This window comes from uncultured Sulfitobacter sp. (genome assembly GCF_947497275.1).
GTDB lineage: Bacteria > Pseudomonadota > Alphaproteobacteria > Rhodobacterales > Rhodobacteraceae > Sulfitobacter.
In genome coordinates this window covers 444,071-469,158 of record NZ_CANMFS010000003.1, presented here as the reverse complement: position 1 = coordinate 469,158, position 25,088 = coordinate 444,071, and the positions used below count along the sequence as shown (strand labels likewise).

Here is a 25,088-nt window from a genome sequence, read left to right as displayed (position 1 = left end):
GCGTTCATCCGAACCCGTCCAATTCTAATATTACCTAATAGCCTGATAGAGCAGGAAGCGGAAGCAATCCCTGCTTGGTGCGATAACTTCTGGCGACGAGAATCAGCCCCGGATCGGTGTTCTCTTCTACATCTCATCAGCGGGCCCAAGCAGGTATCGGAAGGGAGTTCAGCTCTTTCCGGATTTCCCTCCATCGCGGCATCTCGCGATCAAGAATTTCCGTGAACCGCGTGTCATGCCGAGGAGAAACCAAGTGCGCAATCTCGTGCAGAACGACATAGTCGATCATACGCTCTGGTTTTTTTGCGAGTTCTGAATTTAGCCAGATGATCCTCTTATCAGGATTGCAACTGCCCCATTTCGTCTTCATCATGCGAATGCCCCATTTCTCGGGGCGTCGTTCCAGCCGATCAGCCCAAAATGAGATGCGGGGTGCCGCATAAGTCCGTAGGCTGGCTTTGAGCCAAATATCCATCCAACGTCTCATTTGTTCAGTCGTGGTGTTGCATGGTATCTTCATGATCAGGCGATCACTGCCCTGTCGTGAGATCTGGTGGACCTTTTTGTCCCATTCTCTAACCTCAAGTCGAAGTGATCTGCCAAAGAGAAAATGCGTTTCCCCTGAGATGAAGCGACGCTCGGTCTGTCGCTCCTGCTTCCGGAATTGTGACTGCTTGCGCATAATCCACTGCATTTTGGTGAGAACGGCAATCCGGATCGCATCACCACTCACGCCAAGCGGGGCGGCGACTCTCACGCGCCCCTCCGGTGGATAGCAGCCTATATGCAAATTCTTGATAGCCTTTCGCACGATCTCGACCTCAATGCCGCCAATCTGAGACATTTCAGTATTCATGCTGGTTCTTCAGAAACTCAAAGACCTGCACCACAGCGTCAGGATCATCAAGAATTCGCTCGAGGCATCGCTGAACTTTTCTCTCCTTCATCGCGCTTCCGCGCCAGCCAAAGGGGGCTGTTTCGCGCACTGCTCGGTCGACTTCCAACGCCAACGCTTCATTATCCCCAAGATTGTCATATAGCGCCTTTCTGCCTGGGCTGGTGATTGTCTCGGGATACTCTTTGCCGTGACCTGCCTTCGCATTCCTCACCAGCGCCGCGATACGTTCAAGATATTCCTCGTATTCGCTGGCCTCGTCACGCCTCTGGCGCACCAGATCGATCAAAAGCTCAGACATTTTTTCATAGAAGCGTGGGTTGACCGGCGTCTCTTCGATGATCAGCTTACGGACGTTGTTTTCAATGGCTTCGGCAACGTTCTCGCGTTTGCGCTTGGACGCCGGCGGAAGATCGTCTTCGGCAGCGGCTCCTTTGCTGATGACCAAATCTATAAGGCTAATGTCGTCGAGGTGAGAGATGATTTTAGAGTCGTCGGCACGTATGTAATTGTCGATCAGGTGCCTCATGGCAGGCTCATAAAGTTTTATATCTACTGCGTCTCCGCTGTGAAGTCTGACGGCATCTCTGATCCCGATGGCGTTCTCCACTTCACGCCGAAATTCGCCCAGTTCCAGATCGTTGAAGTCTGAGCTATCGGGTTCGGCCGCGATGTTCGCGTAGGCGCGAGCATAACGACCAGCGATCTTGTAGAGGCCTTGGCGCCGCCGGGCTTTTTCTTCGGAGTCCAAATCGTTTTCGATGCCTTGCGGGCTGGAGAAGTAGGCAAAGATATCATCGCACGGTGCATTTGCGCACCTTCAGGTGAACAGTTGCTCGCGGGTTCAACTGGAGGGACCCTCCTTTCCATGAGACAGCGTGTTCGAAAAACACAGCGGGTTTCAGTTCCAAGAAACATATTTCCGTATTGAGATACTTCCAGCCTTGGGTTGGATTTTCCAGCGGTGTTTCCGGAAATTTCCGGGCGGCATGGAGGATGGGGGCAAGTTCGGTCGCTGACGTCAGACATCATCCGCGTATCACGACGCCGATCCGAAGTGGATAGGCCGCGATCCGGGTGCCTCTGACTATATAGACACTTTCGACAGGAGGTCACCTTTCGAGAGTTGACCCTTGTCGCCCTGCAGGATCACTTCGCCGCGTCGTAGTGCGACGAAATGATCAGCCAATTCGTAGGCAAACTCAAAGTACTGCTCCACCAATACGATTGCCATCTCGCCGTTCTCGCGGAGTTGCCCGATGACCCGTCCGATCTGTTGGATGATGTTGGGCTGAATACCCTCGGTGGGTTCGTCCAGCAGCAACAGTTTAGGCCGGGTGATCAAGGCACGTGCGATGGCCAATTGTTGCTGCTGCCCCCCGGACAGGTCGCCACCGCGGCGTGACTTCATCTCGTGCAGCACCGGGAAAAGATCAAATACTTCATCAGGGATCCGCCGGTCCGCGAGAGGCAGACAGCCAAATCCTGTTTCAAGGTTTTCCTTTACCGTCAGCAGCGGAAAGATCTCGCGTCCCTGCGGCACATAAGCGATCCCGCGTCGGGCAAGCTGGTGGGCTGGCAGTACGGGAAGCACTTCGCCGTCGAGCGTGAGCGTGCCGCCGGATCGCGCATGGACACCAGAAATTGCCTTCATCAGGCTGGTTTTGCCCACGCCGTTGGTGCCCATTACACAAGTGACTTCGCCACGCTCTGCCTCGAAGCTGATGCCGTTGAGGATTTGCGAGCGGCCATAATGCAGCGTCAGGTCCTGCACGCTCAGCATGATTCAGCGTCCCAGATAGACATCAATGACCTCCTTGTTGGCCGTGACATGGTCAAGGCTGCCTTCTGCCAGCACCGCGCCTTCGTGCAGCACCGTGACCTTGCACCCAAGGCGGCGTACGAATTCCATGTCGTGTTCCACCACGACTACGGCGCGTGTCTTTGCCGCCTCGACCAGAATGTTGGTGGTATGTTCTCGCTCCGCCGGGGTCATCCCGGCTGCGGGTTCATCGACCAGCAGCAGCCGCGGCTCCTGTGCCAGCAGCATGCCGATCTCCAGCCATTGCTTCTGGCCGTGACTCAATTCGCCGGAGGTGCGCTGTAACTGATCCGAAAGGCCGATCTCCTCGGCCAGTTCCACAACCCGCGCCAGATGGTCCGGTCGCGTTTTGTAAAACAGGACAGAGAAGGGGCCGCGCCGGTTCCTGAGCGCCATCAACAGGTTTTCCTGCACGCTTTGATCTTCAAAAACCGTCGGCTTCTGGAATTTGCGCCCAACGCCTTCGCGGGCGATCCGTGCCTCTGACAGGCCCAGCAGCGACAGGCTCCGCTCGCCCCAAATCACGCGGCCTTCGTCCGGTTTGGTCTTGCCGGTTACGATATCCATGAAAGTCGTCTTGCCCGCGCCGTTTGGTCCGATGATGGCACGCATCTCGGCCGAGCCGATATGGAACGACAGGTTGTTGATCGCGCGAAAGCCATCAAAGCTGACCGAGACCCCGGAAACTTCTAGCAAGGAGGTCATTCGCTCGCTTCCTTCTCGCGCAGAGCGCCCTGGTCAGGGCCAAGGTCGGCGCCGTGGCGGTCGGGCGCGATGCGCCGTTCCAGCAGGTCGAACAGACCGCCAATTCCCTTGGGGGCGAAGAGGGTTACCATCACGAAGGAAAGGCCCAGGACCACGAGCCACCAGTCCACCCATTTGATGGTGTAAAAGCCCAGCGGCACGTCAGGGGCCTGACCCCCCGTGAACCATGAGGAAACGAGGCTGACCAAACCCGCGCCGATCACCGCGCCATACAGCCGCCCACGCCCGCCGATAGCCACCCAGACCGCCAGATAGATCGAGGCGATGGGGGCCAGTTCTGCCGGGTTGATAATGCCCGCCTGCGGGTAGTAGAGCGCGCCTGCAATGCCCGCGAGGCAGGCCGTGCCAGTGAAAAGGACCAGCTTGTAGGTCTCGACCGGATAGCCGAGGAAACGCACCCGTGCTTCATCGTCGCGGATGCCACGCAGCACGGATCCGAATTTGCCGGATACGACCCAGACCGCGAGCAAATAACCCGCACCCAGTGCAAAGGCCGCGCCCCAGAAAAACCAGACCGAGACCAGCGCCTGCGGCACGTCCGCAAGGCCTGGAATGTTCTGCAGACCGGACAGGCCGTTGTTGCCGCGCAGGCCGTTGTCGTTCTGGAAGAGATAGAGTGACAGCGCCAGCGTCATCGCCTGGGTCAGGATCGACAAATAGACACCTGCAACCCGGCTGCGGAAAGCCAGCCAGCCAAAGACACCGGCCAGGACCCCAGGCACCAGCACGACAAGCAGAAGCTGCGCGGCCAGACTGTCTGCAAATGCCCAGATCAGCGGGAATTCCGCGCTGCCGACCACTCCGAAGATCTGATTGGCCACGGCGTCCGACACCTCCTGTGCGGTAGGAGGGATCGGCGCGTCGGCCAGCGAGGTTGCAACAATCTCGCGGGTCCGCTCATACATCAGCCACATACCCACCATGTAACCGCCCAGTCCGAAGAAGGCGAAATGCCCAAGGCTGAGGATGCCCGCATAGCCCCAGACCAGATCCATTGAGATCGCGACCAGTGCCAGACAGAGCGTCTTGCCCAACGTCTTGACGAACGAGGTGGAGATCATCCCGTTTCCGACCCCTTCGGACAGCACGGTGACGGTGAGGGTGAAGACCGCCAGCAGCACGAGGAAGATCACGGTCGAACGGTTGCGCCCTTGATAAGCTCTTTGCAAATCTCAATCTCCCGCCGCGCGGCCCTTGAGGGCAATGATGCCCCTAGGCCGGAACTGAATGAACATGATGATAAAGACGATCATGAAGGTCTGCGCCGCCAACGTGTTGGACGGGTTGAACCATTCGATCCCCTTCTGCAGGAAGCCGATCATCGCTGCCCCGGCCAGAGTGCCCCAGATATTGCCGACACCGCCCACGACAACGGTCATGAAGCTCTGCACGATGTAGTCGCTGCCCAGTTCCGATGTGACCTTGGCAAAGAGCCCGATGGCCACACCTGCCACACCGGCAATGCCGGAGCCCAGTCCGAAGGTCAGCATGTTCACCTTGTTGAGGTTGATCCCCATCGAGGCGGCCATGCGCGGATTCTGGGTCACTGCACGGGTCTCCAACCCTAACCGGGTGCGCCGCATGATGAAAAGATAGACACAGAGGAAGAACCCGGCGAGTACGAAGATCGCGATGCGAATATAGCTGATAGCGACCACATCGTTGATTGCCCACGCCCCGTCGAGCCATTCCGGAGAGGTCAACGGCCTTGCTTGCGTGCCAAAGATGTTCTTGGCCAATTGCTGCAACGCGATGGATACACCGAAGGTGGCGAGCAAGGTCTCGAGCGGGCGGTTGTAGAGCCATCGGATCACCAGCCGTTCCATCAACACACCGGCGGCGAAGGTGACTGCGAAGGCCAGCGGGATCGCCAGAAGGATGCTGGCAGTGTGGTTCGGGACGATCTGCTGCACAACGTAGCCAGTATAGGCGCCCATCATGATGAATTCGCCGTGGGCCATGTTGATGACCCCCATGACGCCAAAGGTGATGGCCAGCCCGATCGCCGCGAGAAAATAGATGGAGGTCAGCGACAACCCGTCGAGGATCAGGTCAACCGCCTGGTTCGCGCCGACAGTCAGCGCAATGGTATCAAGCGCCTCTGACGCCGCATCGGTCACCCGCGTCGAAGGCTCGACGTAGACCTCGACAAAACTATGCGCGGCAAGCGTCTGCGCAATCTGCACTGGACCGGGGGCGGGGGGAACATCGCCCAACTCGGCCAGCGCGGCATAGGCCTGCAGGCGCATGTCGGGATCATCAAGCCGGTGTACCGGCACACCGCCGACCGTCCCGCCCTCGATATGCTGTGCCAATGCGTTGCGTATCTGCGCAGCAGTGACGCGTGGCGGCGCCAGATCAGCCGCGACGAGGATGTCGTAGGCTTCCGAGGTCTCGATGGTCTCACCCGGTACAAGGGTTTCGGCAATGTTGAGAGCCTCGGGTGGCGGTCCTGCGAAAACGGCCTGGCGGGTGCTCAGCATCGGGTTCAGCGTGGCGCGTACATCGACGCCCAGATCGCCTGCCATTTGCGAGACCGCAGCGATCCGTCGGTCTTCGTCGGCGTCATAAGCCATCGTCAACAGACGCTCGGCTCGCTGCTTTAGCGCGAGAATCTCGGGGTCGGGCTCTGCGGCAAGCGATTCCCTCAGCGGGGCCAGCAGATCTTCTCCGGGGTTGCGTTGCACCGACGTCAGCGCCGCGCGCCGCCGTTTCGGATCAGGGTCCTGCAACTGGAATCGTACGAGTGCTGAGCCGATCAGCGCACGGATGCCGCTGTTGGGCTTGATTTGTTCAAGGTCCGACGAAAGGGCGGTGCCCACGATCTCGCCGCTGTCGAAGTCATAAAGGGCGTAATCGTTCTGCTCGGTCTTCGTGGCGCGAAAGAACAGGCCGTCCGCGCTGCGTTGCCAAAGGTTCTTGGCCTGCCATGCCTGTAGAACGTCCTGCGCCTGCGGTAATCCGCTGTCCGACACCGCAGCGATGGCCGGGGCAACCGTCCGGCGCGAGTTTTCCATGATCAGCGGCGCTTGCTCTTGCAGGATCATCTGCGTCGGCGCTTCCTGAGCGCGCACGAAGGTGCTGGTCAATGCAAGAGCGAGCACCGCGACATAGAGATATTTCATGTGAGGTTTCCTCGAGGTGGGAAGGGACACGGCGCCCCTTCCTCTTCCCGGTTTCGGTCATCAGTAGTTCGACAGGGTCTGAACACAGGTCTCGGTTTCGGTATTGTACATACCGCAGTTCAAGTCCTTCCAGTCGGAGGTCAGCAAAGCACTTTCCGGCAGGAAGTCGGTCCATGCGTCACCGGGTACTTCGGCGGTCTGACTGACGATGTCGAATTGCCCGTCCGATTGGATCTCACCGATCAGCACTGGTTTTGCGAGGTGATGGTTCGGCAGCATGACCGCGGTCCCGCCCGTGAGATTGGGGAATTCCTGTCCGTACATCTTGGCACGGACGGCATCGACATCGGTGGTTTCCGCCGCAGTGACCGCGTTCACCCACATGTTGAAACCGATGTAGTGGGCCTCCATCGGATCGTTTGTCACGCGCTCGTCGCCCATCTTGGCTTTCCATGCTTCGATGAAGTCGGTGTTGGCTTCGGATTCGGCGGATTGAAAGTAATTCCACGCGGCAAGATGGCCGACGAGATTGGCAGTATCGAGCCCGGAAAGCTCTTCCTCGCCGACCGAGAAAGCGATGACCGGGATATCGTCGGCAGAGATGCCTGCAGCGGCCAGTTCCTTGTAAAAGCCGATGTTCGCATCCCCGTTGATCGTCGAGATCACGCCAACCTTCTTGCCGTCAGCCCCCAGTGCTACGACATCGGCCACGATCTTGGACCAGTCGGAGTGGCCGAACGGCGTGTAGTTTACAAAGATGTCATCTTCGGCGATGCCCTTGGATTGCAGGTAGCTTTCAAGAATGTTGTTGGTAGTACGCGGATAGACGTAGTCGGTGCCGAGCAGCGCGAACTTTTCGACGCCTAGTTCCTCAAGGAAGTAATCGGTGGCCGGGATCGCCTGCTGGTTTGGCGCGGCACCGGTATAAAAGACGTTTTTGGAGCTTTCCTCACCCTCGTATTGCACCGGATAGAACAGCAGGCCGTTCAGCTCTTCGACCACCGGCAGGACCGATTTTCGGCTGACCGAGGTCCAGTTGCCGAAGATCACGTCGACCTCGTGCACTGACAGCAGTTCGCGCGCTTTTTCGGCAAACAGCGGCCAGTCAGACGCCGGATCGACTACCACAGCTTCCAGTTCGCAGCCCAGCAGGCCACCCTTGGCGTTCTGTTGCTCTACCAGCATCAGCATGGTGTCCTTCAGCGTGGTTTCCGAAATTGCCATGGTGCCGGACAGGGAATGCAAAACGCCGACCTTGATCGGACATTCAGCCGCGAAGGCGGGTACTGCCAGACCGGCAAAGGCGAGCGTTCCTGCCAGTAGGGAATTGAAGGTAGTCATGATGTTCTCCTCGCGGGATCATCGCAGGGGATCTTGCGCGGCAGCGCCGGGTGTCCTACGTCGATCCTGCAACCTTGTTGTTGCAATCCGTGTGGTGGCCGGGTCGGGCTTCACTTCGTCCGGTTACCACACACTTGAACCGGCACGTCGCACGGCCGGGATGGTGGGCTCATCGTTTCTGCGTCGCAGCACGGCTGGCAAGCCGCATGTTACGCGGTGCACGTGCTACATCCGACGGCGCTCAATTTTTGGTCAGTTCGGGCTGCTGGCGCACAATAATGCAGCGTCGTGAAACGGCTGACGCCGCAAACGCACCTGTTTATGACATCTTTGCACATTTGAGACGGGTCGATCATGCCCGCGTTCCGGCGTCTTTCGGATTGCCGCGAAGCCATCGTATCGGGCCAGACGGCGCAAAGAGCATCCCCTGGGCCGGATGCCGTCAATGCTTCAAGAAGCAGGCTACTCACGGCTTCTTCATCGCTTCCAATCGTCTCCCGCTGGTAAGGAGCTGACGGAGGCGTTGAAGCGCCTAGATCTGGTGGCATCCGCTCACCTCGTTGCGATACACACCGCCAGCAGCCTTTTAGTCGCTAAGCATCGTCAGGATGTCCTGACACCGGCTGAGGCGGCCACCGCAGCAGTCAGACAGGAGAAATCCCACAAGGCTGTTGACGGTCTGCAGATTAGCCTCGTAGCGGATTTCTCTCTGGTGGCGGGTGCTTGCCACGAGATCGGCGCGTTTCAAGATGGCGAGATGTCCCGACAGGGTTGAGGGCTTTGCCTCAAGCCGCGCGGCGATCGTCAACGCGGGAACAGCATCAGGAGCGCAAGCCACCAGCAGGCGGAACACGGCGAGTCTGGTCGGGTGCGCAAGCGCTGAAAAAGCGGCAATCGCGGTTTCTTGTTGCATAATTCGTCAATACCCGAAATAACGAAGATTAACCAGTGCGAACCGATGGTCCAGCCTAGAAAGTGACCCGAAAACTCCGAAGTGAGACGCCATGTGCAGCCCGCTGATCACGCTCAAAGCCGATTTCGGCACCGTGGACAATCAAACGGTGCATCGCGGAGTGTATCGTCCGGTTCATCTGCCAGTTTTCGGCTGGATCCCGACCACGGTGCAGCGTAATTGCGAAAACGATAGCGGACTCGCCGTATCGGACCTTGTGCGCACACGCAAGACGGACGATTCTTGGTCGTGTGATCCTGTTGCAAATGCTCAGGCTCCCTCGCACGCGGCATCCTGTCCGACAACGCGCCCAAGCCAGCGTGCGGTACGTGCATGTTACCTGTCCGAGCAGCAATCTATGTCAGCGGAAGCGAGGTGGACCGAGCCGTTGAAACAGCCTGGCGATACGGTCGCTGATTGCAAGATACCGGGGCAGGAACCGCAGTTCGCGGTCGCGCCGCCCATGCGAAAGGATATTGTCCACCTTCATACCACTCGAGATGCCGATACCCACCCGCGCGTCGCGCAATCGGGCACTACCGTCGGCACCAATAGTCAGGCGGAATTTGCCGCACCATCGGAGGAAACGCGATGACGGATCAGACATCCAGGAACAGCGGCCCAATGGGACCGTTCGAGCGTTATCTCACCGTCTGGGTGGCGCTGGCGATGATCGCCGGGATCGGCATCGGCACGATCGCGCCAGGGTTGGTCAACGCCATCGCATCAGCTGAGGTCGCGTCGATCAACCTTGTTGTGGCGCTACTGATCTGGGCCATGGTCTATCCGATGATGGTCAGTGTCGATATCGGCGCTGTCGCGGGGGTGGCGCGTCAGCCCAAAGGTTTGCTTGTGACCTTGGTAGTCAACTGGCTGATCAAACCTTTCAGCATGGCTTTTCTCGCGGTGCTTTTCTTTGAGCATATCTTCGCGCCCTTCCTCGACCCACAGGATGCCGCGCAATACACGGCCGGGCTGATCCTTTTGGGTGCAGCACCCTGTACCGCCATGGTGTTTGTCTGGTCACAGCTTACGCGCGGGGATGCGACATATACGCTCGTTCAGGTGTCGGTAAACGATCTGATCATGGTGGTGGCCTTCGCGCCGATCGTGGCGTTCCTGCTGGGCGTGACCGACATCGTCGTGCCCTGGCAGACGCTGGTTCTGGCGACTGTGCTCTATGTGTTGCTCCCGCTGCTTGCGGGCTTAATCACGCGCCGCATGCTTGGCACGCCTGAGCGGATTGACGCGTTTACGGCGCGGATCAAGCCGTGGTCGGTCATTGGCCTGATCGCGACCGTCGCGATCCTGTTCGGCCTGCAGGGAGAGGTGATCTTGCGAAAGCCCGCAGTCATAGCATTGATCGCGATCCCCATCCTGATCCAGTCCTACGGGATCTTCGCGCTCGCATACGGTGCTGCCTACCTCTGGCGCGTGCCGCACCGGATTGCCGCCCCCTGTGCGATGATCGGCACGTCCAATTTTTTCGAACTTGCTGTCGCCGTGGCCATCAGCTTGTTTGGGCTGAACTCCGGCGCGGCGCTGGCCACGGTGGTCGGCGTTCTGGTTGAGGTGCCGGTAATGCTTTCACTTGTCGCCTTCGCCAACCGAACCCGTGCGCGGTTTCCGGGTGCACCGACCGTTCGCTGATGGACCGCTACCGCGAGCGGAGGGAAACCGTTGAAACATCGATCGCGCGGGGCTTTCGTCGGGGCATCGGGGCAGTCATCCAGGCAAGGCATACGATTATCATTCCCACGCCGAGCCAGCCCCTCGCCGGAAGGCTTTCGCCCACGATGTAGATGGCAAGCATCGCGGCAACGACGGGCTCGAACAGGGTGATCGTCGTCGCGGTACTGGAGGGAACGCGGGCCAACCCGCCGCCAAACGCGATATAGCCTAGAAACATCGGCACCACCGCCATGTAGAGACCCACCAGAAGATTGCCGGAACTGTCAGCAAAGGGTGCGCCGGTCAACAACAGAACCGGCAGGAGTAATAGTCCGCCAAGACCGAACGTCGCGCCCATCGCAACGCGCGAGGGCAGTCCGCGATGCATCATGCGCTGCGACGTCCAGGAATAAAGCGCGTAGGTGCCCCCCGCGACCAGACCCAGCAAGGCACCGAGAAGAATTCTGCTCTCCGCAGTGGGAGAAGCGCCTTCCGACATGCTCAGCAGCAGCATTCCGGTCAGACCGATTCCGGCTCCGACGCCCCAGCGCGATGTGAGACGTCGTGCGTCGAACCTGTTCTCGATCAGGGCAGAGATCAACGGCGCGGACCCGATCGAGATCACCGTTCCGATGGTAACACCGGCAAGGCGCATCGACGCATAGAAAGCCAGAGGATAGACCGCGACGGACAGCGCGCCGATCACAAGCAACGCCTTTTGCCCGCGAAGGCCAACCCTGTGCGCCACGATGCCGCGTCTGGCGATGAAAGCTTGCAGAAGGCCGCCGATGCCCATCGCAGCAGCGCCTATGGCGAGCGGGCTGACATCGGGCGCGAATGTGGCCGCCGTTCCGGTCGTGCCCCACGCGATAGCGGCAAACATGCAAAGGCACGCGCCGACCAATTGCTGACGCGCGGTATTCGGGTCCACAGCGGTCACAGCGCGTTCAACATATCGCGTACCATATTGCGCGCTTGGCGCAGGCGGCTGCTGTCACCTTCAAGGCCCGCGCGTGTCATCGCGCCCTCAAGCAAGAATGCCACCTGTGCGGCCAGTGCGTCGGCGCGGTCCGTCTCAGCGGGAAGAAGCTCTTGCAGGTGCCGGGTCAGGATCGCCTCGACCTCTTCCTTGTGGCGTCGCACGGCGGTACGCCCGGCATCGCCCGCCGAAAGCTCGGCCGCCGCATTGAGCAGTCCGCATCCGCGAAAGCCGCGCACGTAGGCAAAGCTGGCATGGTCATCATAGGCATCGAAAACGGCAAGGATCTTTTCGATCGGGCCGACAGCTGCCGCGTCGCGTGCAGTGTGCAGGCCAAGCCATTCCGCGTGACGCATCTCGATGTACGTTTCCACCAGCTCGGACTTCGACGCAAAGTTGTTGTACAGGCTTTGCTTCGCGACGCCGGCGTGTTTCGTGATGGCATCGATTCCCGTGGCTGCGATTCCATCATTGTAGAAAAGAACTGCCGTCGCCTGTAGCAAGCGGTCCCTTGCACTTTTGGGAGCCTTGGACTTTGAAGAGATCATTGTTCACCTATCGTGTTAGGTAGACCAGTCTACCTATTCACGCTTCAAGTCAAGAGGCGCGTAATGAGGCCGGGGTGTTTTGAGAGCGAAAGGATCAGACGCCGTGGACGATTGCTCCCACGGATTCGAGTCCCGCGCACCGCCGAGCCCGTCGCGCCGCCTCCCACAGTCCGCACTCCAGAGCAGCGTACCTCCTTTTGTATCACGAACGCGCTGACGCCGCCGACAGAGAGGTCGGTGCACGATCCTAGCCGCCGAAACCTGTGCGTCCGCCGCCGAATTTGCCAAAGCCACCGCGTGAACTTGCCGTTGCCCGCGACATCGGCGTTTTTCCGATAGTCGAAGCGGGGCGCGTGAACTGGGCGGTGCCCAGCTTTGCCGATCCTTTGTTGGTCGAATATGTGCTGGAGCGCGCCGCATTGGTAAACCGTCCATCCGATGTCTTGTAAAGCGGTTGGCCCGCCGACATTCCAGCCCGACCGCTCACCATGTTGCCGATAAGATAGCCCGCGAGAAGGGGCATGAAGATGCCTCCGGATCCGCCCTGCGTGGCCTGCGCTTCGGAGCCGCAGGCGCCTGCGCCGTGTTGTTCCTCGCACACCTCAAGACTGTCGTACCGGGGCGCGGATTCGGCATGGAGCGTTTCGGCCTGCGCAAACGCCTCCTCGCAATCCTGTGCGGAAAACAGCCCGGCGGATGTGGCTTCATCCGTACAGCTTTGCAGGTCGGGAAAGGCGGCCGCGTCGACCGTTTCCTCACGGCAGCCCGCCAGCGTAAAGGCGGTGGCGCCGATGATCGCGATTGCGACACGGTTGGAACGTTTGGTCATGGCATCCTGCTTTCTTTTCCAGTGGGCGAGAGATTGGGTGTCTCACGCCGTAATATAGTGCGGTTTGAAGCGTGACAAATCCTGCGTGATCCGCGAGCGGTCCTCGCGGATCCCGATACCGGCACATTCACGGCCCACGATCCACGCACCGATGACCGGTCGAAAACTGTCAAAGCGGGGCAGGGGCGCATAGGCCTGGATGATGCGGGGATGTTCGGCATAGTCGGTATTCTTCGCCTGCTCGACGATCTCGCCTGATTTGAAGATCGTGACGGATGCCCCTTCGCGCGACAGGATCGGTTTGCGCACATGTCCCGCCGCCAGCTGCGCCCGGACTCGCTCAAACGCCTCCGCCGCGTCCGGCGCGACGGCCCCCCGGCCCGACATGGCGTCAGCGATGTCCTGTTCGAAGAATGCGGGAAGCAGATTTGGGTGCCCTTCGAACATCTGCCACAGCACAGGTAACAGTCCTTTGTTCGACAGCAGTGCCTTCCACGCCGGTTCCAGAAACAAACAGCCCGAACCCGCAATGTGTCGGGCATAGTCGTCGCGCAGGAGGTCTTCCCACGGATAGAGCTTGAACAACACGGCGATGCGGCGGTTCTCGTCGTCGAGAAACTGGCCGTCATCACTCAAACCGATCTTGTCGAGGTCACAGTAATGCGCGCCCAGACCTGCTTCGCGCGCGGCCCATCCCATCGCCTCGACGGTGCCGTAATCTTCCGGATTTCCGGCAACCGCCGTGAAATGCAGATCACTTCGGGCTTCGAAGACCGCCGCGAACCGCGCGACGAGGGCTTCGTGCACGCCGTTGAATTGATCTGCGCCCTGAGGCAACACCCCTGCGGCAAGCTGGTCTTCCAGCCACTGCCACTGGAAGGCGGCACTCTCGTAGAGCGACGTCGGTGTATCCGCATTGTATTCAAGCAGTTTCGCCGGACCCTGTCCGTCGTAGGCGAAATCGAAACGTCCGTATATTTCAGGATCGTCCCGTTGCCAGCTGTCCGCGACAAGATCGCGGTACGCTTCGGGGATCGCAAGCCGTTCCATCAGTTCTTCGCTGGTGACAATATGGGCCACTGCTTCGCGGCACATGGCATGCAGGGAGGTCGCGGGATCCTCAAGATCGTTTTCGATCTGGTCGAGCGAAAACGCATAGGCCGAGGTTTCATCCCAGTAGGGCTCGCCGTGCATGTCGGCGAACGTAAACCCGACGTCCTGGGCATGGTCGCGCCAGCCGGGCCGTTCAGGCAGGTCGATTCTGTGCATGCAAGCTCCTTTGCGGATAAGACAGATTGTTTACGTGGGTTTTCCGCTGGCAACCAGTCACCTATGAACGACTGCCCGCGCGGGAAGTGCAACCGGATACATGCCGTCAGCATGTCGCTGCCGGTGCGAGGTCCCCGGTTTTCAGGCCCAACCCGAAACGACTATATCGGCGGGCAAGGGTGCGCCCGTAACCAACAGGGCGTTCGCCAGATCGTTTTGCGATGCACGCCGATGCGCTTGTGCCGCAGGCAAACCATGTGCGAGCCACCTCGCGACGAGCCGTTCTTTCAGCGCGTCCAACGGGACATCGAGCCGAACAGAGAAATCCCAATATGCCTGTAACGTCCGCCACCCCGGCGCGTCGAACAGAAGGTAGTTGCCTTCGATCACCACCGTTTCGCAATCGGGGCCGACCATTCCACCACCCGCGATCGCGATGTCGCGCGCGCGGTCGAATACCGGAAAGAAAACTTCGTCTTCGGCATTAAGGCGGCGCACCAGCGCGCCGAGTCCCTGTACATCGAAGGTCTGCGGCGCTCCCTTGCGGTCCATCAGATGCCGGTCACGCAATACGCGATTGTGCAGGTGAAAACCGTCCATCGGCACCACCACCGTCGCTGTGCCCGCTGAGGTAAGGTCTGTCGCAAGCGAGGCCGCGAGGGTCGATTTGCCGCTGGCAGGCGGGCCGGCGAGGGCCACAAGACGCCGGCGTCCCGATATTGGCGCGGCGCGAATGGCCGCGACCATATCTGCAAGCGGCGGATCCGTGGTATCCATGCGGCCTCCCGCTGCTACTTCACCCCCACAGGACCCTCAAGCGGCTCAGGCGGGCGGGCACCTTTCGCCGTCAAAGTACCAACGATTCCCTTGGGAAAGAAATAGACCAGCAGGATGAAGATGATCCCCAGCCAGAACAGCCAGCGGTCGGGCGCCAACAGCTCTGGCAGCAACGGGATACCGGCCACCGCCTCGGATGCGGCCCCCATCAGATCACGCAGGTAATACTGCGCCATGACCATCAGGACGGCACCTATAACCGCCCCCCACATCGTGCCCATGCCACCGATGACGACCATCAATAGAATATCGATCATGATCGCGAAGGACAACGCCGTGTCCGGCCCGGTGTATTTCAGCCAGATGGCATAGACCGATCCGGCGATGGACGCGACGACGGCCGAAAGGCAGAAAACGAAAGTACGGTAGGCGACGACGCGGTACCCGATCGCCTCGGCCCGTGCCTCGTTCTCGCGGATCGCCTTGAGCACGGTGCCAAGCGGCGAAACCGTGATCCGCAGCATCGCCAGGAACAGCACCAGCGACGTCGCGAAGACGAAGTAGTAGGCCGCCAGCTTGCCGTTCAGCTTGACTCCGAACCAGCGCACGACCTTGCCGTCTTCGTCTACCGCGAGCTTTGTCGCGGTCTTGAACAGGTCCGGCGTGCGGTAGGTGATGCCGTCTTCGCCCCCGGTGATCTGGCTGAGTTGGGAGGCCAGCACCAGAACAACGGACGCGGCGGCCAAGGTGATCATGGCGAAAAAGATTGCTTTCACCCGCAGACTGATCAACCCGATGGCGGCGGCGATCACCAATGACACCACTACACCGGCAACGGTGCCAAGCGCCACGGCGTCCCACCCCGGACCCATCTGTTTCAGGGCAATCGCCGACCCGTAGGCGCCAAAGCCGAAGAACATCGTATGGGCAAAGCTGACGATGCCGGTGTAGCCGATCAGCAGATCGTAGCTGGCCACCAGCACGATAAAGATGCAGATGCGTGCGGCGACTTCCAGTGCGCGGATGTCCTGAAACAGGAACGGCGCGAACAGCAGCAGGGCTGCGATGACGAGCATCGCAGATTTGACGGTCAAAGATCCTATGGACTGTTTCATAGCTGCCTCACTTGACCGCCGGGCGCAGGCCGCTGGGCCGCCACATCAGGATCGCCATCATCAGGATCATATTCGACGCCAGCGCCAGTTTCGGGGCTAGGTAGCCGATGTAGTTGGCAGTCAGCCCCACGATGAGCGCACCCAGAAGCGTACCCTCGATCGAGCCGAGGCCGCCGATGATGACCACGATGAACACGACGATCATCATTTCGCCGCCCAAAGCGGGGGTGATCAAGGTTTCGTACCCGGCCCACATTGCGCCGCCCAAAGCAGCCAACGCGCTACCCAGCATGAACACCCCGATGAACAGGCGGTTGATCTTGAACCCCAGCGCCTCGACCATTTCGCGGTTCTCGACGCCCGCGCGGATCAGCAGACCGATGCGTGTCTTGTTCAGCAGGACCATCAGACCGGCGAACACCGCCGCACCAAGGACAAAGGCGAACAGGCGGTAGATCTCGATGCTGACGTCGCCGATGATCCACGCGCCCTCCAGGAACGGCGGGCGCAGGACGGTGATAGGTGTGCCGCCCCAGATCGCAAGGATGATCTGCTCGGATACGATCAGCGCGCCCATCGTGATCAGGATCTGGCGCAGGTGGTCGCGGTAGACCGGTCGGATGATCACGGTCTCGAAAAAGAGACCCGCGGCGAGCCCGAAGGCGATAGCCGCGATCAGCGCGAGCGCCAGCGCCGCAGAGGCCAGCAGTGGCCCGCCGTCCAGCCAGCCACCCAGCAGCGCGAGCACCGAAGCGGCGACGAAAGCACCGAAGCTGACAAACGCTGAATGTCCAAAGTTCAGAACATCCATCAGCCCGAAGACGAGTGACAGACCCGACGCCATGAGAAATACCATCATCCCCATCGACAGGCCTGCCACCGTCAGCGTCACCCAGGACGACGGCGCCCCGATCAGGAAAAACGCGACCCCCGCAAGCGCGAGCGGCAGCAGATTGACGCCGCCGTAGCGGCCCAGCGTATCGGTTAGTTTGTCCATAAAGCCCCTCATGCGGACAGGCCGAGCAAACGGCCCTGCAAATCGGTGTCGGCGGCGAATTCGGCCATGCTGGCCTGATGCACCACGCGCCCGTCGTCGATCACCGCCATGTCTCTTCCCAATGCGCGGGCAAAGTTGAAGTTCTGCTCCACCAGCAGAATAGTCGTGTCCTTTGCAGTCTCGCGAAATGCATCGGCCATTGCCGCGACGATCGAGGGCGCAAGGCCCTTGGTCGGCTCGTCGATCAGGATAAGAGCGCGCGGCTCGATAATGGCGCGCGCGACCGACAGCATCTGTTTCTGGCCCCCAGACAAGCTCCACGCCTGTTTGGTCCAGAACTGTTCGAGCGCGGGAAACAGATCATAAATGCGGCGCAGGCGGGTCTTGTCAAACGTGCCCTTCCCGGTGGCGAGGATCAGGTTCTCGGCAACGGTCAGACCGCCGAAGATGCCCATGTTTTCGGGGACATAGGCGATGCCCTTGCGGGCGATGTCGGCTGTCTCCATGCCGGCGATGTCGGTGCCCTGAAACTGCACCGATCCCGGTGAGGGCTGCCACAGCCCCATGATCGAGCGCAGCGTCGTTGTCTTGCCCGCGCCGTTGCGGCCCAACAGGACGAAAACGCCCCCCTCGGGCACATCGAACGTGACACCGTGCAGCACCGAATACTGGCCGATGTCGGTTTTCATATCGCGCACAGATAGGATCGTCATGCCGTTTCCTCCGTCGCGGTGCCAAGATAGACGTCGCGGACGATCTGGCTCGACATCACCTCGTCCGGGGCGCCATCGGCCAAAAGCTCGCCGTTGTGCAGTACGATGATGCGGTCGGCGAGCGCGCGCACCACGTCCATCTTGTGCTCGACCAGCAGCACCGTCTTCTTCGGGTCGGATTTGATCTGCGCGATCAGGTCCAGAACGGCGGGGGCCTGGTCCAGCGACATCCCGGCAGTGGGTTCGTCGAACATATAGATGTCGGGTTCCATCGCCATCAACAGGGCGACCTCCAGCTTGCGTTGGTCGCCGTGGGGCAGGGCGGCGGCTGGCATCGCCGCTTTATCGCCCAAACGGGCGGCTTCGAGGTATCTTTGCGTGGTCTCGTTCAGGCCGGTCAGGCTTGCGGCGGAGCGGAAAAGCCCCCATCCGGCACCCGCGCGCGCTTGAACGGCCAGACGGATATTCTCCATCACCGAAAGCTGCGGGAACAGGTTGGTCAGCTGAAACGCGCGGCCCAGCCCGTGCTTGGCACGGGTCGAGGGCGACATGCGGGTAATGTCGGTGTCGCCCTTGCGGACCGATCCTTCGCTCGCGGTTAGCTGTCCGGAAATCAGGTTGAAATAGGTGGTCTTGCCCGCGCCATTGGGGCCGACGATCACGGTCGTCTCCCCGGGGTGAAAATCACAGGAGACACGGTTGACCGCGACATGGCCGCCGAAACGGATCGTCAGGTCCGTGGTGGAGAGAGATGTCTGTGGCATGGGGGTACTTTAGGTCAGAGGGGTTTCCGGCCCGCGCGGGGCGGGCCGGTCAGGGATCATTGGCTGTTGTCGCGACCGATGGGAATGTCCATCTCGTCCGCTTCGATGATCCGCACCAGATCGGGGATTGCCCAGTCGACGTTTTCGTCAACGCGGATCTTGAAGTGCACCATCGATTGCAGCGCCTGATGGTCTTCTGGGCGGAACGTCATCGTTCCTTTAGGCGTCTCCCACGACATGCCTTCCATCGTCGCGATCAGATCTTCTGTCTCATAGCTCTCGGCAGTTTTCAGCGCCTCCACAACGGCGAGGGCCGCAGCCATGCCGCCAGCGGTGAAAAAGTCTGGCGGGCCATCGAAACGCTTCTGGTGCTCCTCGACCAGCCAGTTGTTCACCTCGTTGTCGTAGGCTTCGTAGTAATAGTACACCGCGCCCTCGAGGCCGGGAAACCGCTTGTACGTCGGCAGAACCGGCAGGATGTGTCCGCCCATGGAAATCTCGATACCATAGCGGTCGGGGTCCAGGGCCTGAATCTTGCCCGGTGCGTCGCCGCCGCCGGCGATATAGACTAGAATGACCTTGCGACCTTCGCGGTCCTTGAGCGCGTTGAACATCCGCTCGGTCGCGGCGGTAAAGTCGGCGGTGCCCTGCGGAACGTACTCTTCGGTCACGACCGTCGCGCCGGAGCCGTCGAGCGCCGATTTGAACGCTTCGATGCCGTCATGGCCAAACGCGTAATCTTCGGCAAGGGTCGCGACAAAGAGATTCTCGTCGGGATTCAGCGCGAGTGCCTGCGCCTGCATATCCATCGACGAGTTGCGCGAGGTCTTGAACACATAGCGGTTGCCGTCGGGGCCGGTCAGGCTGTCAGCGACGGCAGGTTCGACGATCAATATCTTTTCGTATTCTTCCGCGATGGGCAGCATTGCCTTGGTCACACCCGAGGACGTCGCTCCGACGGCAAGCAAAACCTCGTCATCACCGTAGGCTTCGGCCAGTACGGCGCGTGCGACATCTGGTTTGAACTGGGTATCCTTGATAATCACCTCGATCGGGCGCCCGTCGATTTCGTTCGTGCCTTCGGTGGCGTATTCCAGCCCCAGCTCGAACCCCGTCTGGGCCTGTTTCGAGAATGCTTCAAAGCTGGAACCGGACAGCCCGTGTACCAGCGCGATCTTTATTGAATCCTGTGCCGCCGCCGCACCCGTCAGGGCAATCGACGTGGCAAGGGTTGCCATGAGCCGCGTGAGTTTTTTCATTGTATCCTCCCAGATCGACGGGGGCCGCTGTTGCGCGCACCTTCTCCGTCGTTTACGTGTCTGACAGCATTCAGGATATCATCGGCCGGAGCAAGATAGTGATAATACCTATCGACGATTGCTATGAAGAGGGACGGTTTGCGGAGCTCGCGTTCACCTATGCGCCGGTGGGACTGGTCGTCACTGAGAACCGGGTCATCCGGGCCTGCAACATCGCGTTTGCGCATATGTTCGGCTATGAGGTGGACGATCTTGCCGGAGAGCTGTTCGCCATCCTGTATCCGAGCGACGAGGAGTTCGTGAACATCCGCGACCGCGGGGTCAAGCAGCTGCGCGAGACGAACCGTTATTGGGACGAGAGGATCATGGCCCGCAAGGATGGTACGCTGTTCTGGTGCCGGGTCCGCGGCCACTCCTTTACGCCGGACGCGCCTCTGGGCCGTGCCGTCTGGAGCTTTGCGGACCTCAGTACAGAGCGGCCCTATCTGCCGCTGACCCGGCGCGAACGCGAAATACTCAGCTATTTGTCCGACGGGCTGACCAGCAAGGAGATCGCGTTGCAGCTGGAGATATCGCACCGCACGATCGAAGTGTACCGCGCGAAGCTGCTGCGCAAATTCGGCGTGAACAACACCGGCGCCCTGTTCCATTCGATGGGCTGGATCGACGGCGATCACGTCGTTTCGGCGTTCAGCGCGTCCTGAAAACGGCACGAAAACGGCGTTTGATTCCGAATGGGTCGAACGATGCCAATCGTAGTCAGGCGCGCTCGTCTGTCCGGACGCGCGGCAGCCGGTGAACTATCCGGTGAAGGTCTGTGAAAGTTGTCGGCAGGCGCGGCGCGCTTCGTCTGATTTGCCCGCCCCGATGAATGCCTCGATCCGCCTCAGGGCGGCTCCCGTACTGATCGAATCGAAAACTTCGTGCGTGCTTCCCTCAGGGCGCGAGATCGAAAAATACGTCAGCCGGGTCTTCTCGGCACCGTAGCTGAATTTGTACGCTTCGTCGCCATGCCCGAAATCATAGGACTGACATCCCAGCAAGATTGCACATTCAATGCTGTGAAAATGCAATGCAGCACCGATGAAAGGCTCTTCGGCGGTGGTGTCGCGGCCCGCGATGATGAAGTGCATCGTGCCGTTCCGAGGATCCATGACATGGCCCAACGCGGCAAGCGGTGTATCGTCCCGCCACAGGATCGGCAGGAAAAGCGCGTCTGTCGCGAGTGCGGCTTCAAGTACGCGCCGGAAATTCGCCGCTACCTTGGATGCGGTACCGCTACCCTTGTCTGGGCTCCACTTTTCCTTCCAGAACGTCATGAGCTTGGCGACATCCGCATCGAAGGTCTCGGCGCTGCAATGTGTAAAGCGGTAAGATCCGTCGGTGAAGTACTTGCGCTTGAACCGGCGGTAGCGCTGGCGTGTGTTGGCGCTGACGCAATCTTGCAGATAGGTTTCGAACGTCTCGGGCAGGGGAACGCGCGGACAGACCAGATTGTCCGTCTCTCCCTTGTTGATGCGGTATTCCTTCCAGGCCACGGGAAAACCAAGCCGCTCGAATTGGGCGCAGAACATTTCGGCACGCCGCTGTTGCGCGACATAGCGCAGGGACAGCCTTGACCACGGCATCACGCGCAGGGCGTCCGCCATGCTCTGCAAGACGGCACGCTCGGTGCGCGCATCACAAAGAAAACCGGTATATTCACTAAAGATCAAACGCCCCCCGGCTTCGATCCGGGTCTGGAACTCGCCGCGCGTCGTGCTCCAGTGAACGTTGTATTTCAGCGGCAGCACACCGACGAGCCTGTCGCCGTCATTGCGATCACGCACGACGAGTACGCTCCATCTATAGAGATTGCCGCGGAACGCCTGAGCCATCCAGTCCCAAGACAGAAAGAACGTCGTTTCGGGATCTTGCGCCTCGAGCGCCTTCCAGTCGCTCTCGATTTCCTCGAATTCAGCGAATGTATCAATGAAAGCGGCGCGCAGCCGCGTCTTCGCCTTTCTGTCCGGAACGAGACTATTCATGCCGGTACTCCCACGTTTGCGACAGTCGCAGTGCCGTTCCGCAGAACCTCGTCGAACACTTTTCGCGCGTCCTCGAAATCGCGCCCGATGAGGGCTGTCAGCGCAGTGCGCTGCGCAAAATAGGCACCTACTTCGCAGATTTGTGCGGCGAATTCGGGGTGGACCCCCGCATCATCATATTTGCGCACCCGTGTTTTCGACAGCCAGCCGCGTTTGTGGACTTCCTTGAGGATCAGCTTGAACCGCTGAACGCAATGCAAGGTCACGTAGAGCGACAGATAGTCCAGATACGGATCCAGTTCGTGCCCGCCATTCGGATCGAAGGCGTCGACGACGAGCTGCTGCATCAATTCGGGTCCGAGCGGCCACGCCTCGTCGCCGATCAGCCATGCCACATCCTCGGCCCCGTGGCGCACGCCTGCATATTCGAAATCGAACCAGCGCAGGCGATCATCATCACCGATGGCGGCATTGCCCGACCGGCAATCCCATTTGACGAACTGGGTTGCGGGACAGGCGATTTTCTCGGCCAGTGCCGCACGGTCGACATTCGCGGAGCGCCCCGCGGAATAGGGTTCGAGCGCGGAGATCGCACCAATAAAATTTTCGATCCAGTCGCTGTTCACGCCTAGGTGCGGCATCGTCTCGTTCAATTCAGCGCGCCGTGCGGCGGATTGGATGCGGAAGATTGCCGCAACCGCCTCGTGGGCGACCTCGGTGCGCCGCGTGCGGTTGAACTTGACGATTTCTTGGTTGAGCCGCCGGCCGCCGACATCCGACTGAAACATGATTTCGCCCACGACACCAAGGCATTGGGGAATGTCGGCACAATGTTGACCGATCCTTGTCAGGGCAATCGCTTCGAGATGCGTGCGTCTGAAATTGGGACGCAGGGTTGCGATGATCGAGCGGCTCTCGAGCTCGAATCGCCAGCTTGCCCGGCCTTCGCCGCCCGGTGCTGAGGTGCGCAGAACCTTCTCTCCGAAGTGGCTTTCGGCGCAGGCCACCAGCTTGGCCAATCGCTCCCGGTTGGTGTTCTCGCTCATTGGTTTTTCGCTCCGTTCCACGGCCTGTACATTTGCCGACCGCGGTGATTGCCGTCGCCCGAAACTTGTCTTTCAGGTTCTGGGTATAGCGTGGAAATATGGCGCAAATTTGAAGGTCTGCGGCACTCAGTAACGGCGAATCACCCGAATGCGGCAGGAATGTGACCCTCGCTCCGCTCATTGATTAAGGTCTGGCGCGAATATCGGATTTGGAAGTTCACTGTTTCCAAAAGGCGCAGCTATCGACCGCAATTTCGACCGATTTATCCAAAATATTTGTCACAAATGAACGACTTGGCTACCCAGTTGCATCAGGCTGGCGACGTAAATCTCCGATCAATATCGGGCGCGTCATGGGGTTTAGGGTCCGGCTGACCAGACATTTGAGGGGATATTACCATGTCGAAACGATACAATTGGAAGGGCTGGAAGACGAACCACGGATCCGGCTCCGGCGGGACCCGGGGAACCAGCCACGATTCCGCGAGCGCAACGAAATCTTATCACAATGGTGGCGTGGAAGGTGATGCCTTCGCGAAGTGGTACGACTCCAACCTGTCGAAAAAATTTTTCAACCCCAGTGACCGCGAAACGAATACCGATGATACGATGGGGTCCGGCTCCGGCGCATGCGGGACAAAGGGCTTCGGATATGGCGGTACGAAGGGGTCTGGCTCCGGCGGCACGAAGGGCTTCGGATTTGGCGGTACGAAGGGGTCCGGCTCCGGTGGGACGAAGGGGTCCGGCTCCGGCGGGACGAAGGGGTCCGGCTCCGGCGGTACGAAGGGATCAGGCTCCGGTGGGACGAAGGGAACGGATACACCACCGGACAACACGCCCGATGATAGTAAACTCACTCAATCGCTCATTTTCGATAACGGGCAGGAAGTGACCGTTTCTGTCACGCAGACCCCCGAAGGCCAGCTTTTCATGAGCCTGCGTGCCACTTCCTTTGAGAATGGCGCGGCAGATATCGACGGCGTATTCTTCAACTTCTCCAACAACGCGACTCTTGAGGGGCTGAACTTCTTCCCGGACCCGCTTTCATTGCCGGTGACAGGGTTCGAGGCGAACGCGGATTCAGTCAGTGAGCTGCCGGACGGCACGGCTGTTCCCGGCGCTTACGATGCGGCTGTTCAGTTTGGCCAAAGTGAAGGATCAACGGACGGCGCCGTCAACTCGGTCGGTTTCACGCTTTGGTCGGACAATGGTCCTTTGTCGCTGGATGATGTCGATCTTTCGAGCCTTACCCTTGTCGTTAATTCCGGTGACGGCACGCCGGAGATCCTGAGCGATGGCGTTTTGCAGGAAGAAACCGCAGACGAAATCCCGGATGACACCGGCGGCACGAAGGGGTCCGGCTCGGGCGGCACCAAGGGGTCCGGCTCGGGCGGCACCAAGGGGTCCGGTTCGGGCGGCACGAAAGGCACCGGCTCCGGCGGCACGAAGGGTACCGGATCGGTCGGCACAAAGGGCACCGGCTCAGGCGGCACGAAAGGGTCCGGCTCGGGCGGCACGAAAGGCTTCAGTTTCGGGGGCAAATGGGGCTCGGGTTTCGGCAACAAGTGGGGCTCCGGTTCAGGCGGTACGCGGGGCTTCGGCTTCGGCGGCACGAAGGGGTCCGGTTCGGGCGGCACGAAGGGCTTCGGTTTCGGTGGCACGTGGGGCTTCGGTCTCGGGGGTACGAAGGGATCTGGCTCCGGTGGTACAACCGGCGGCTACGGTCAGTGGAGCGGCGTACATGCCTCTGCGGCAGCCGATACATTGCCGCCGTTCTCGGCCTATCCGGAAGATGTCGAGGCGCAGGAGAGCACTTCGGTCGACGATGTACTGGCGCTTATGACACAGGATATCGACGAGACCGAGGAAAACAATTGGGGAACGGCGACCGCCGGCGGCACCGGCGCGGACCTGATCTGATCACAACCGTTTTTCTTGACGGTTTGCGGTGGCGGCTTTCGGGCCGCCATCTGCGTTTTCGGGACCTCGCACCTTGCGTCACGACATGGGCGAAGGGATCACATTCATATCCAGCGCCACAAACGCGATCCGGCAGCAAACGAAGCGGACTGCAAACCGATGAGTGTCCGCCCCATAGGTGGGCGTGCGGACACCGACCCCTCTTTTTGACGCATGGCTTGAACTGCGGCGGTACACCCTGCGGCCTGTTGCAGTGATGACAAGGCTGCTTGCA

The 25,088-nt window shown here is 60.1% G+C and carries 24 protein-coding genes; 4 read left to right on the top strand and 20 right to left on the bottom strand.

All coding sequences use genetic code 11. The features are described 5' to 3' along the window. Positions 1-136 precede the first annotated feature (136 nt). The 8 genes from Q1A06_RS09055 to Q1A06_RS09020 form a co-directional block, all read right to left on the bottom strand. A complete protein-coding gene (locus Q1A06_RS09055) occupies positions 137-856 on the bottom strand; it encodes a SprT family zinc-dependent metalloprotease (RefSeq protein ID WP_299561870.1) in 720 nt (239 codons plus the stop codon). After that, positions 846-1,646 carry a hypothetical protein gene (locus Q1A06_RS09050; RefSeq protein ID WP_299561868.1) on the bottom strand — a complete coding sequence of 267 codons (801 nt, stop codon included), beginning with the start codon at positions 1,644-1,646 and terminating at the stop codon, positions 846-848. Before Q1A06_RS09050 ends, Q1A06_RS09055 begins: the two co-directional genes overlap by 11 nt. 336 nt (positions 1,647-1,982) lie before the next feature. Next, positions 1,983-2,678, bottom strand: a complete 696-nt coding sequence (gene urtE, locus Q1A06_RS09045; RefSeq protein WP_299561866.1) for an urea ABC transporter ATP-binding subunit UrtE — start codon at positions 2,676-2,678, stop codon at positions 1,983-1,985. A gap of 3 nt (positions 2,679-2,681) precedes the next feature. Beyond that, the gene (urtD, locus tag Q1A06_RS09040; RefSeq protein WP_299561864.1) at positions 2,682-3,422 is read right to left on the bottom strand and encodes an urea ABC transporter ATP-binding protein UrtD; all 741 of its coding nucleotides are present in this window, start codon (positions 3,420-3,422) and stop codon (positions 2,682-2,684) included. Further along, positions 3,419-4,651 (bottom strand): urea ABC transporter permease subunit UrtC, encoded by a 1,233-nt coding sequence (urtC, locus tag Q1A06_RS09035; RefSeq protein ID WP_299561861.1) that lies wholly within the window; start codon positions 4,649-4,651, stop codon positions 3,419-3,421. Before urtC ends, urtD begins: the two co-directional genes overlap by 4 nt. 3 nt (positions 4,652-4,654) lie before the next feature. Beyond that, positions 4,655-6,607, bottom strand: a complete 1,953-nt coding sequence (gene urtB / locus Q1A06_RS09030) for an urea ABC transporter permease subunit UrtB (RefSeq protein WP_299561858.1) — start codon at positions 6,605-6,607, stop codon at positions 4,655-4,657. A gap of 60 nt (positions 6,608-6,667) precedes the next feature. Further along, on the bottom strand, positions 6,668-7,948 hold the full coding sequence (gene urtA, locus Q1A06_RS09025) for an urea ABC transporter substrate-binding protein (protein WP_299561854.1): 1,281 nt from the start codon (positions 7,946-7,948) through the stop codon (positions 6,668-6,670). Between the two features lie 586 nt (positions 7,949-8,534). Further along, complete coding sequence (locus tag Q1A06_RS09020; RefSeq protein WP_299561851.1) at positions 8,535-8,861, bottom strand: metalloregulator ArsR/SmtB family transcription factor; 327 nt, start codon at positions 8,859-8,861, stop codon at positions 8,535-8,537. A 91-nt stretch (positions 8,862-8,952) separates the two neighbouring features. Between Q1A06_RS09020 and Q1A06_RS09015 the strand changes: the two genes are divergently transcribed. Beyond that, positions 8,953-9,495, top strand: coding sequence for a hypothetical protein (locus Q1A06_RS09015; protein WP_299561847.1), 543 nt, complete (start codon positions 8,953-8,955; stop codon positions 9,493-9,495). Next, positions 9,492-10,550, top strand: coding sequence for an ACR3 family arsenite efflux transporter (arsB, locus tag Q1A06_RS09010; protein WP_299561844.1), 1,059 nt, complete (start codon positions 9,492-9,494; stop codon positions 10,548-10,550). The genes Q1A06_RS09015 and arsB overlap by 4 nt, the downstream gene beginning before the upstream one ends. A gap of 7 nt (positions 10,551-10,557) precedes the next feature. Here arsB and Q1A06_RS09005 read toward each other — a convergent pair whose 3' ends face one another. From Q1A06_RS09005 to Q1A06_RS08960, 10 genes are all read right to left on the bottom strand, one after another. After that, entirely contained in the window at positions 10,558-11,502 is a 945-nt protein-coding gene (locus Q1A06_RS09005) for an EamA family transporter (RefSeq protein ID WP_299562084.1), read from the bottom strand. A gap of 5 nt (positions 11,503-11,507) precedes the next feature. Then, positions 11,508-12,098 (bottom strand): TetR/AcrR family transcriptional regulator, encoded by a 591-nt coding sequence (locus tag Q1A06_RS09000; protein WP_299561841.1) that lies wholly within the window; start codon positions 12,096-12,098, stop codon positions 11,508-11,510. A gap of 247 nt (positions 12,099-12,345) precedes the next feature. Then, entirely contained in the window at positions 12,346-12,927 is a 582-nt protein-coding gene (locus Q1A06_RS08995; RefSeq protein WP_299561838.1) for a DUF1190 domain-containing protein, read from the bottom strand. 42 nt (positions 12,928-12,969) lie between these two features. After that, positions 12,970-14,196: a glutathionylspermidine synthase family protein gene (locus Q1A06_RS08990; RefSeq protein WP_299561835.1), complete on the bottom strand. Its 1,227-nt coding sequence runs from the start codon at positions 14,194-14,196 to the stop codon at positions 12,970-12,972. A 141-nt stretch (positions 14,197-14,337) separates the two neighbouring features. Further along, positions 14,338-14,973 carry a nucleoside/nucleotide kinase family protein gene (locus Q1A06_RS08985; protein WP_299561832.1) on the bottom strand — a complete coding sequence of 212 codons (636 nt, stop codon included), beginning with the start codon at positions 14,971-14,973 and terminating at the stop codon, positions 14,338-14,340. Between the two features lie 14 nt (positions 14,974-14,987). Beyond that, positions 14,988-16,088, bottom strand: coding sequence for a branched-chain amino acid ABC transporter permease (locus tag Q1A06_RS08980; RefSeq protein WP_299561829.1), 1,101 nt, complete (start codon positions 16,086-16,088; stop codon positions 14,988-14,990). 7 nt (positions 16,089-16,095) lie between these two features. Next, positions 16,096-17,085 (bottom strand): branched-chain amino acid ABC transporter permease, encoded by a 990-nt coding sequence (locus tag Q1A06_RS08975; protein WP_299561826.1) that lies wholly within the window; start codon positions 17,083-17,085, stop codon positions 16,096-16,098. 8 nt (positions 17,086-17,093) lie between these two features. Then, on the bottom strand, positions 17,094-17,798 hold the full coding sequence (locus Q1A06_RS08970; RefSeq protein ID WP_299561823.1) for an ABC transporter ATP-binding protein: 705 nt from the start codon (positions 17,796-17,798) through the stop codon (positions 17,094-17,096). Then, positions 17,795-18,562: an ABC transporter ATP-binding protein gene (locus tag Q1A06_RS08965; RefSeq protein WP_299561820.1), complete on the bottom strand. Its 768-nt coding sequence runs from the start codon at positions 18,560-18,562 to the stop codon at positions 17,795-17,797. The genes Q1A06_RS08970 and Q1A06_RS08965 overlap by 4 nt, the downstream gene beginning before the upstream one ends. 56 nt (positions 18,563-18,618) lie before the next feature. Beyond that, entirely contained in the window at positions 18,619-19,821 is a 1,203-nt protein-coding gene (locus tag Q1A06_RS08960; protein ID WP_299561817.1) for a substrate-binding domain-containing protein, read from the bottom strand. Positions 19,822-19,916: 95 nt separating this feature from the next. On the opposite strand from Q1A06_RS08960, the gene Q1A06_RS08955 reads away from it, so the two are divergent. Then, positions 19,917-20,525, top strand: a complete 609-nt coding sequence (locus tag Q1A06_RS08955) for a LuxR C-terminal-related transcriptional regulator (protein WP_299562081.1) — start codon at positions 19,917-19,919, stop codon at positions 20,523-20,525. 96 nt (positions 20,526-20,621) lie between these two features. Here Q1A06_RS08955 and Q1A06_RS08950 read toward each other — a convergent pair whose 3' ends face one another. Continuing rightward, complete coding sequence (locus tag Q1A06_RS08950; RefSeq protein WP_299561814.1) at positions 20,622-21,848, bottom strand: GNAT family N-acetyltransferase; 1,227 nt, start codon at positions 21,846-21,848, stop codon at positions 20,622-20,624. Beyond that, positions 21,845-22,894, bottom strand: coding sequence for a hypothetical protein (locus Q1A06_RS08945; protein WP_299561811.1), 1,050 nt, complete (start codon positions 22,892-22,894; stop codon positions 21,845-21,847). The genes Q1A06_RS08950 and Q1A06_RS08945 overlap by 4 nt, the downstream gene beginning before the upstream one ends. A gap of 399 nt (positions 22,895-23,293) precedes the next feature. On the opposite strand from Q1A06_RS08945, the gene Q1A06_RS08940 reads away from it, so the two are divergent. After that, on the top strand, positions 23,294-24,814 hold the full coding sequence (locus tag Q1A06_RS08940) for a hypothetical protein (protein WP_299561808.1): 1,521 nt from the start codon (positions 23,294-23,296) through the stop codon (positions 24,812-24,814). Positions 24,815-25,088 lie beyond the last annotated feature (274 nt).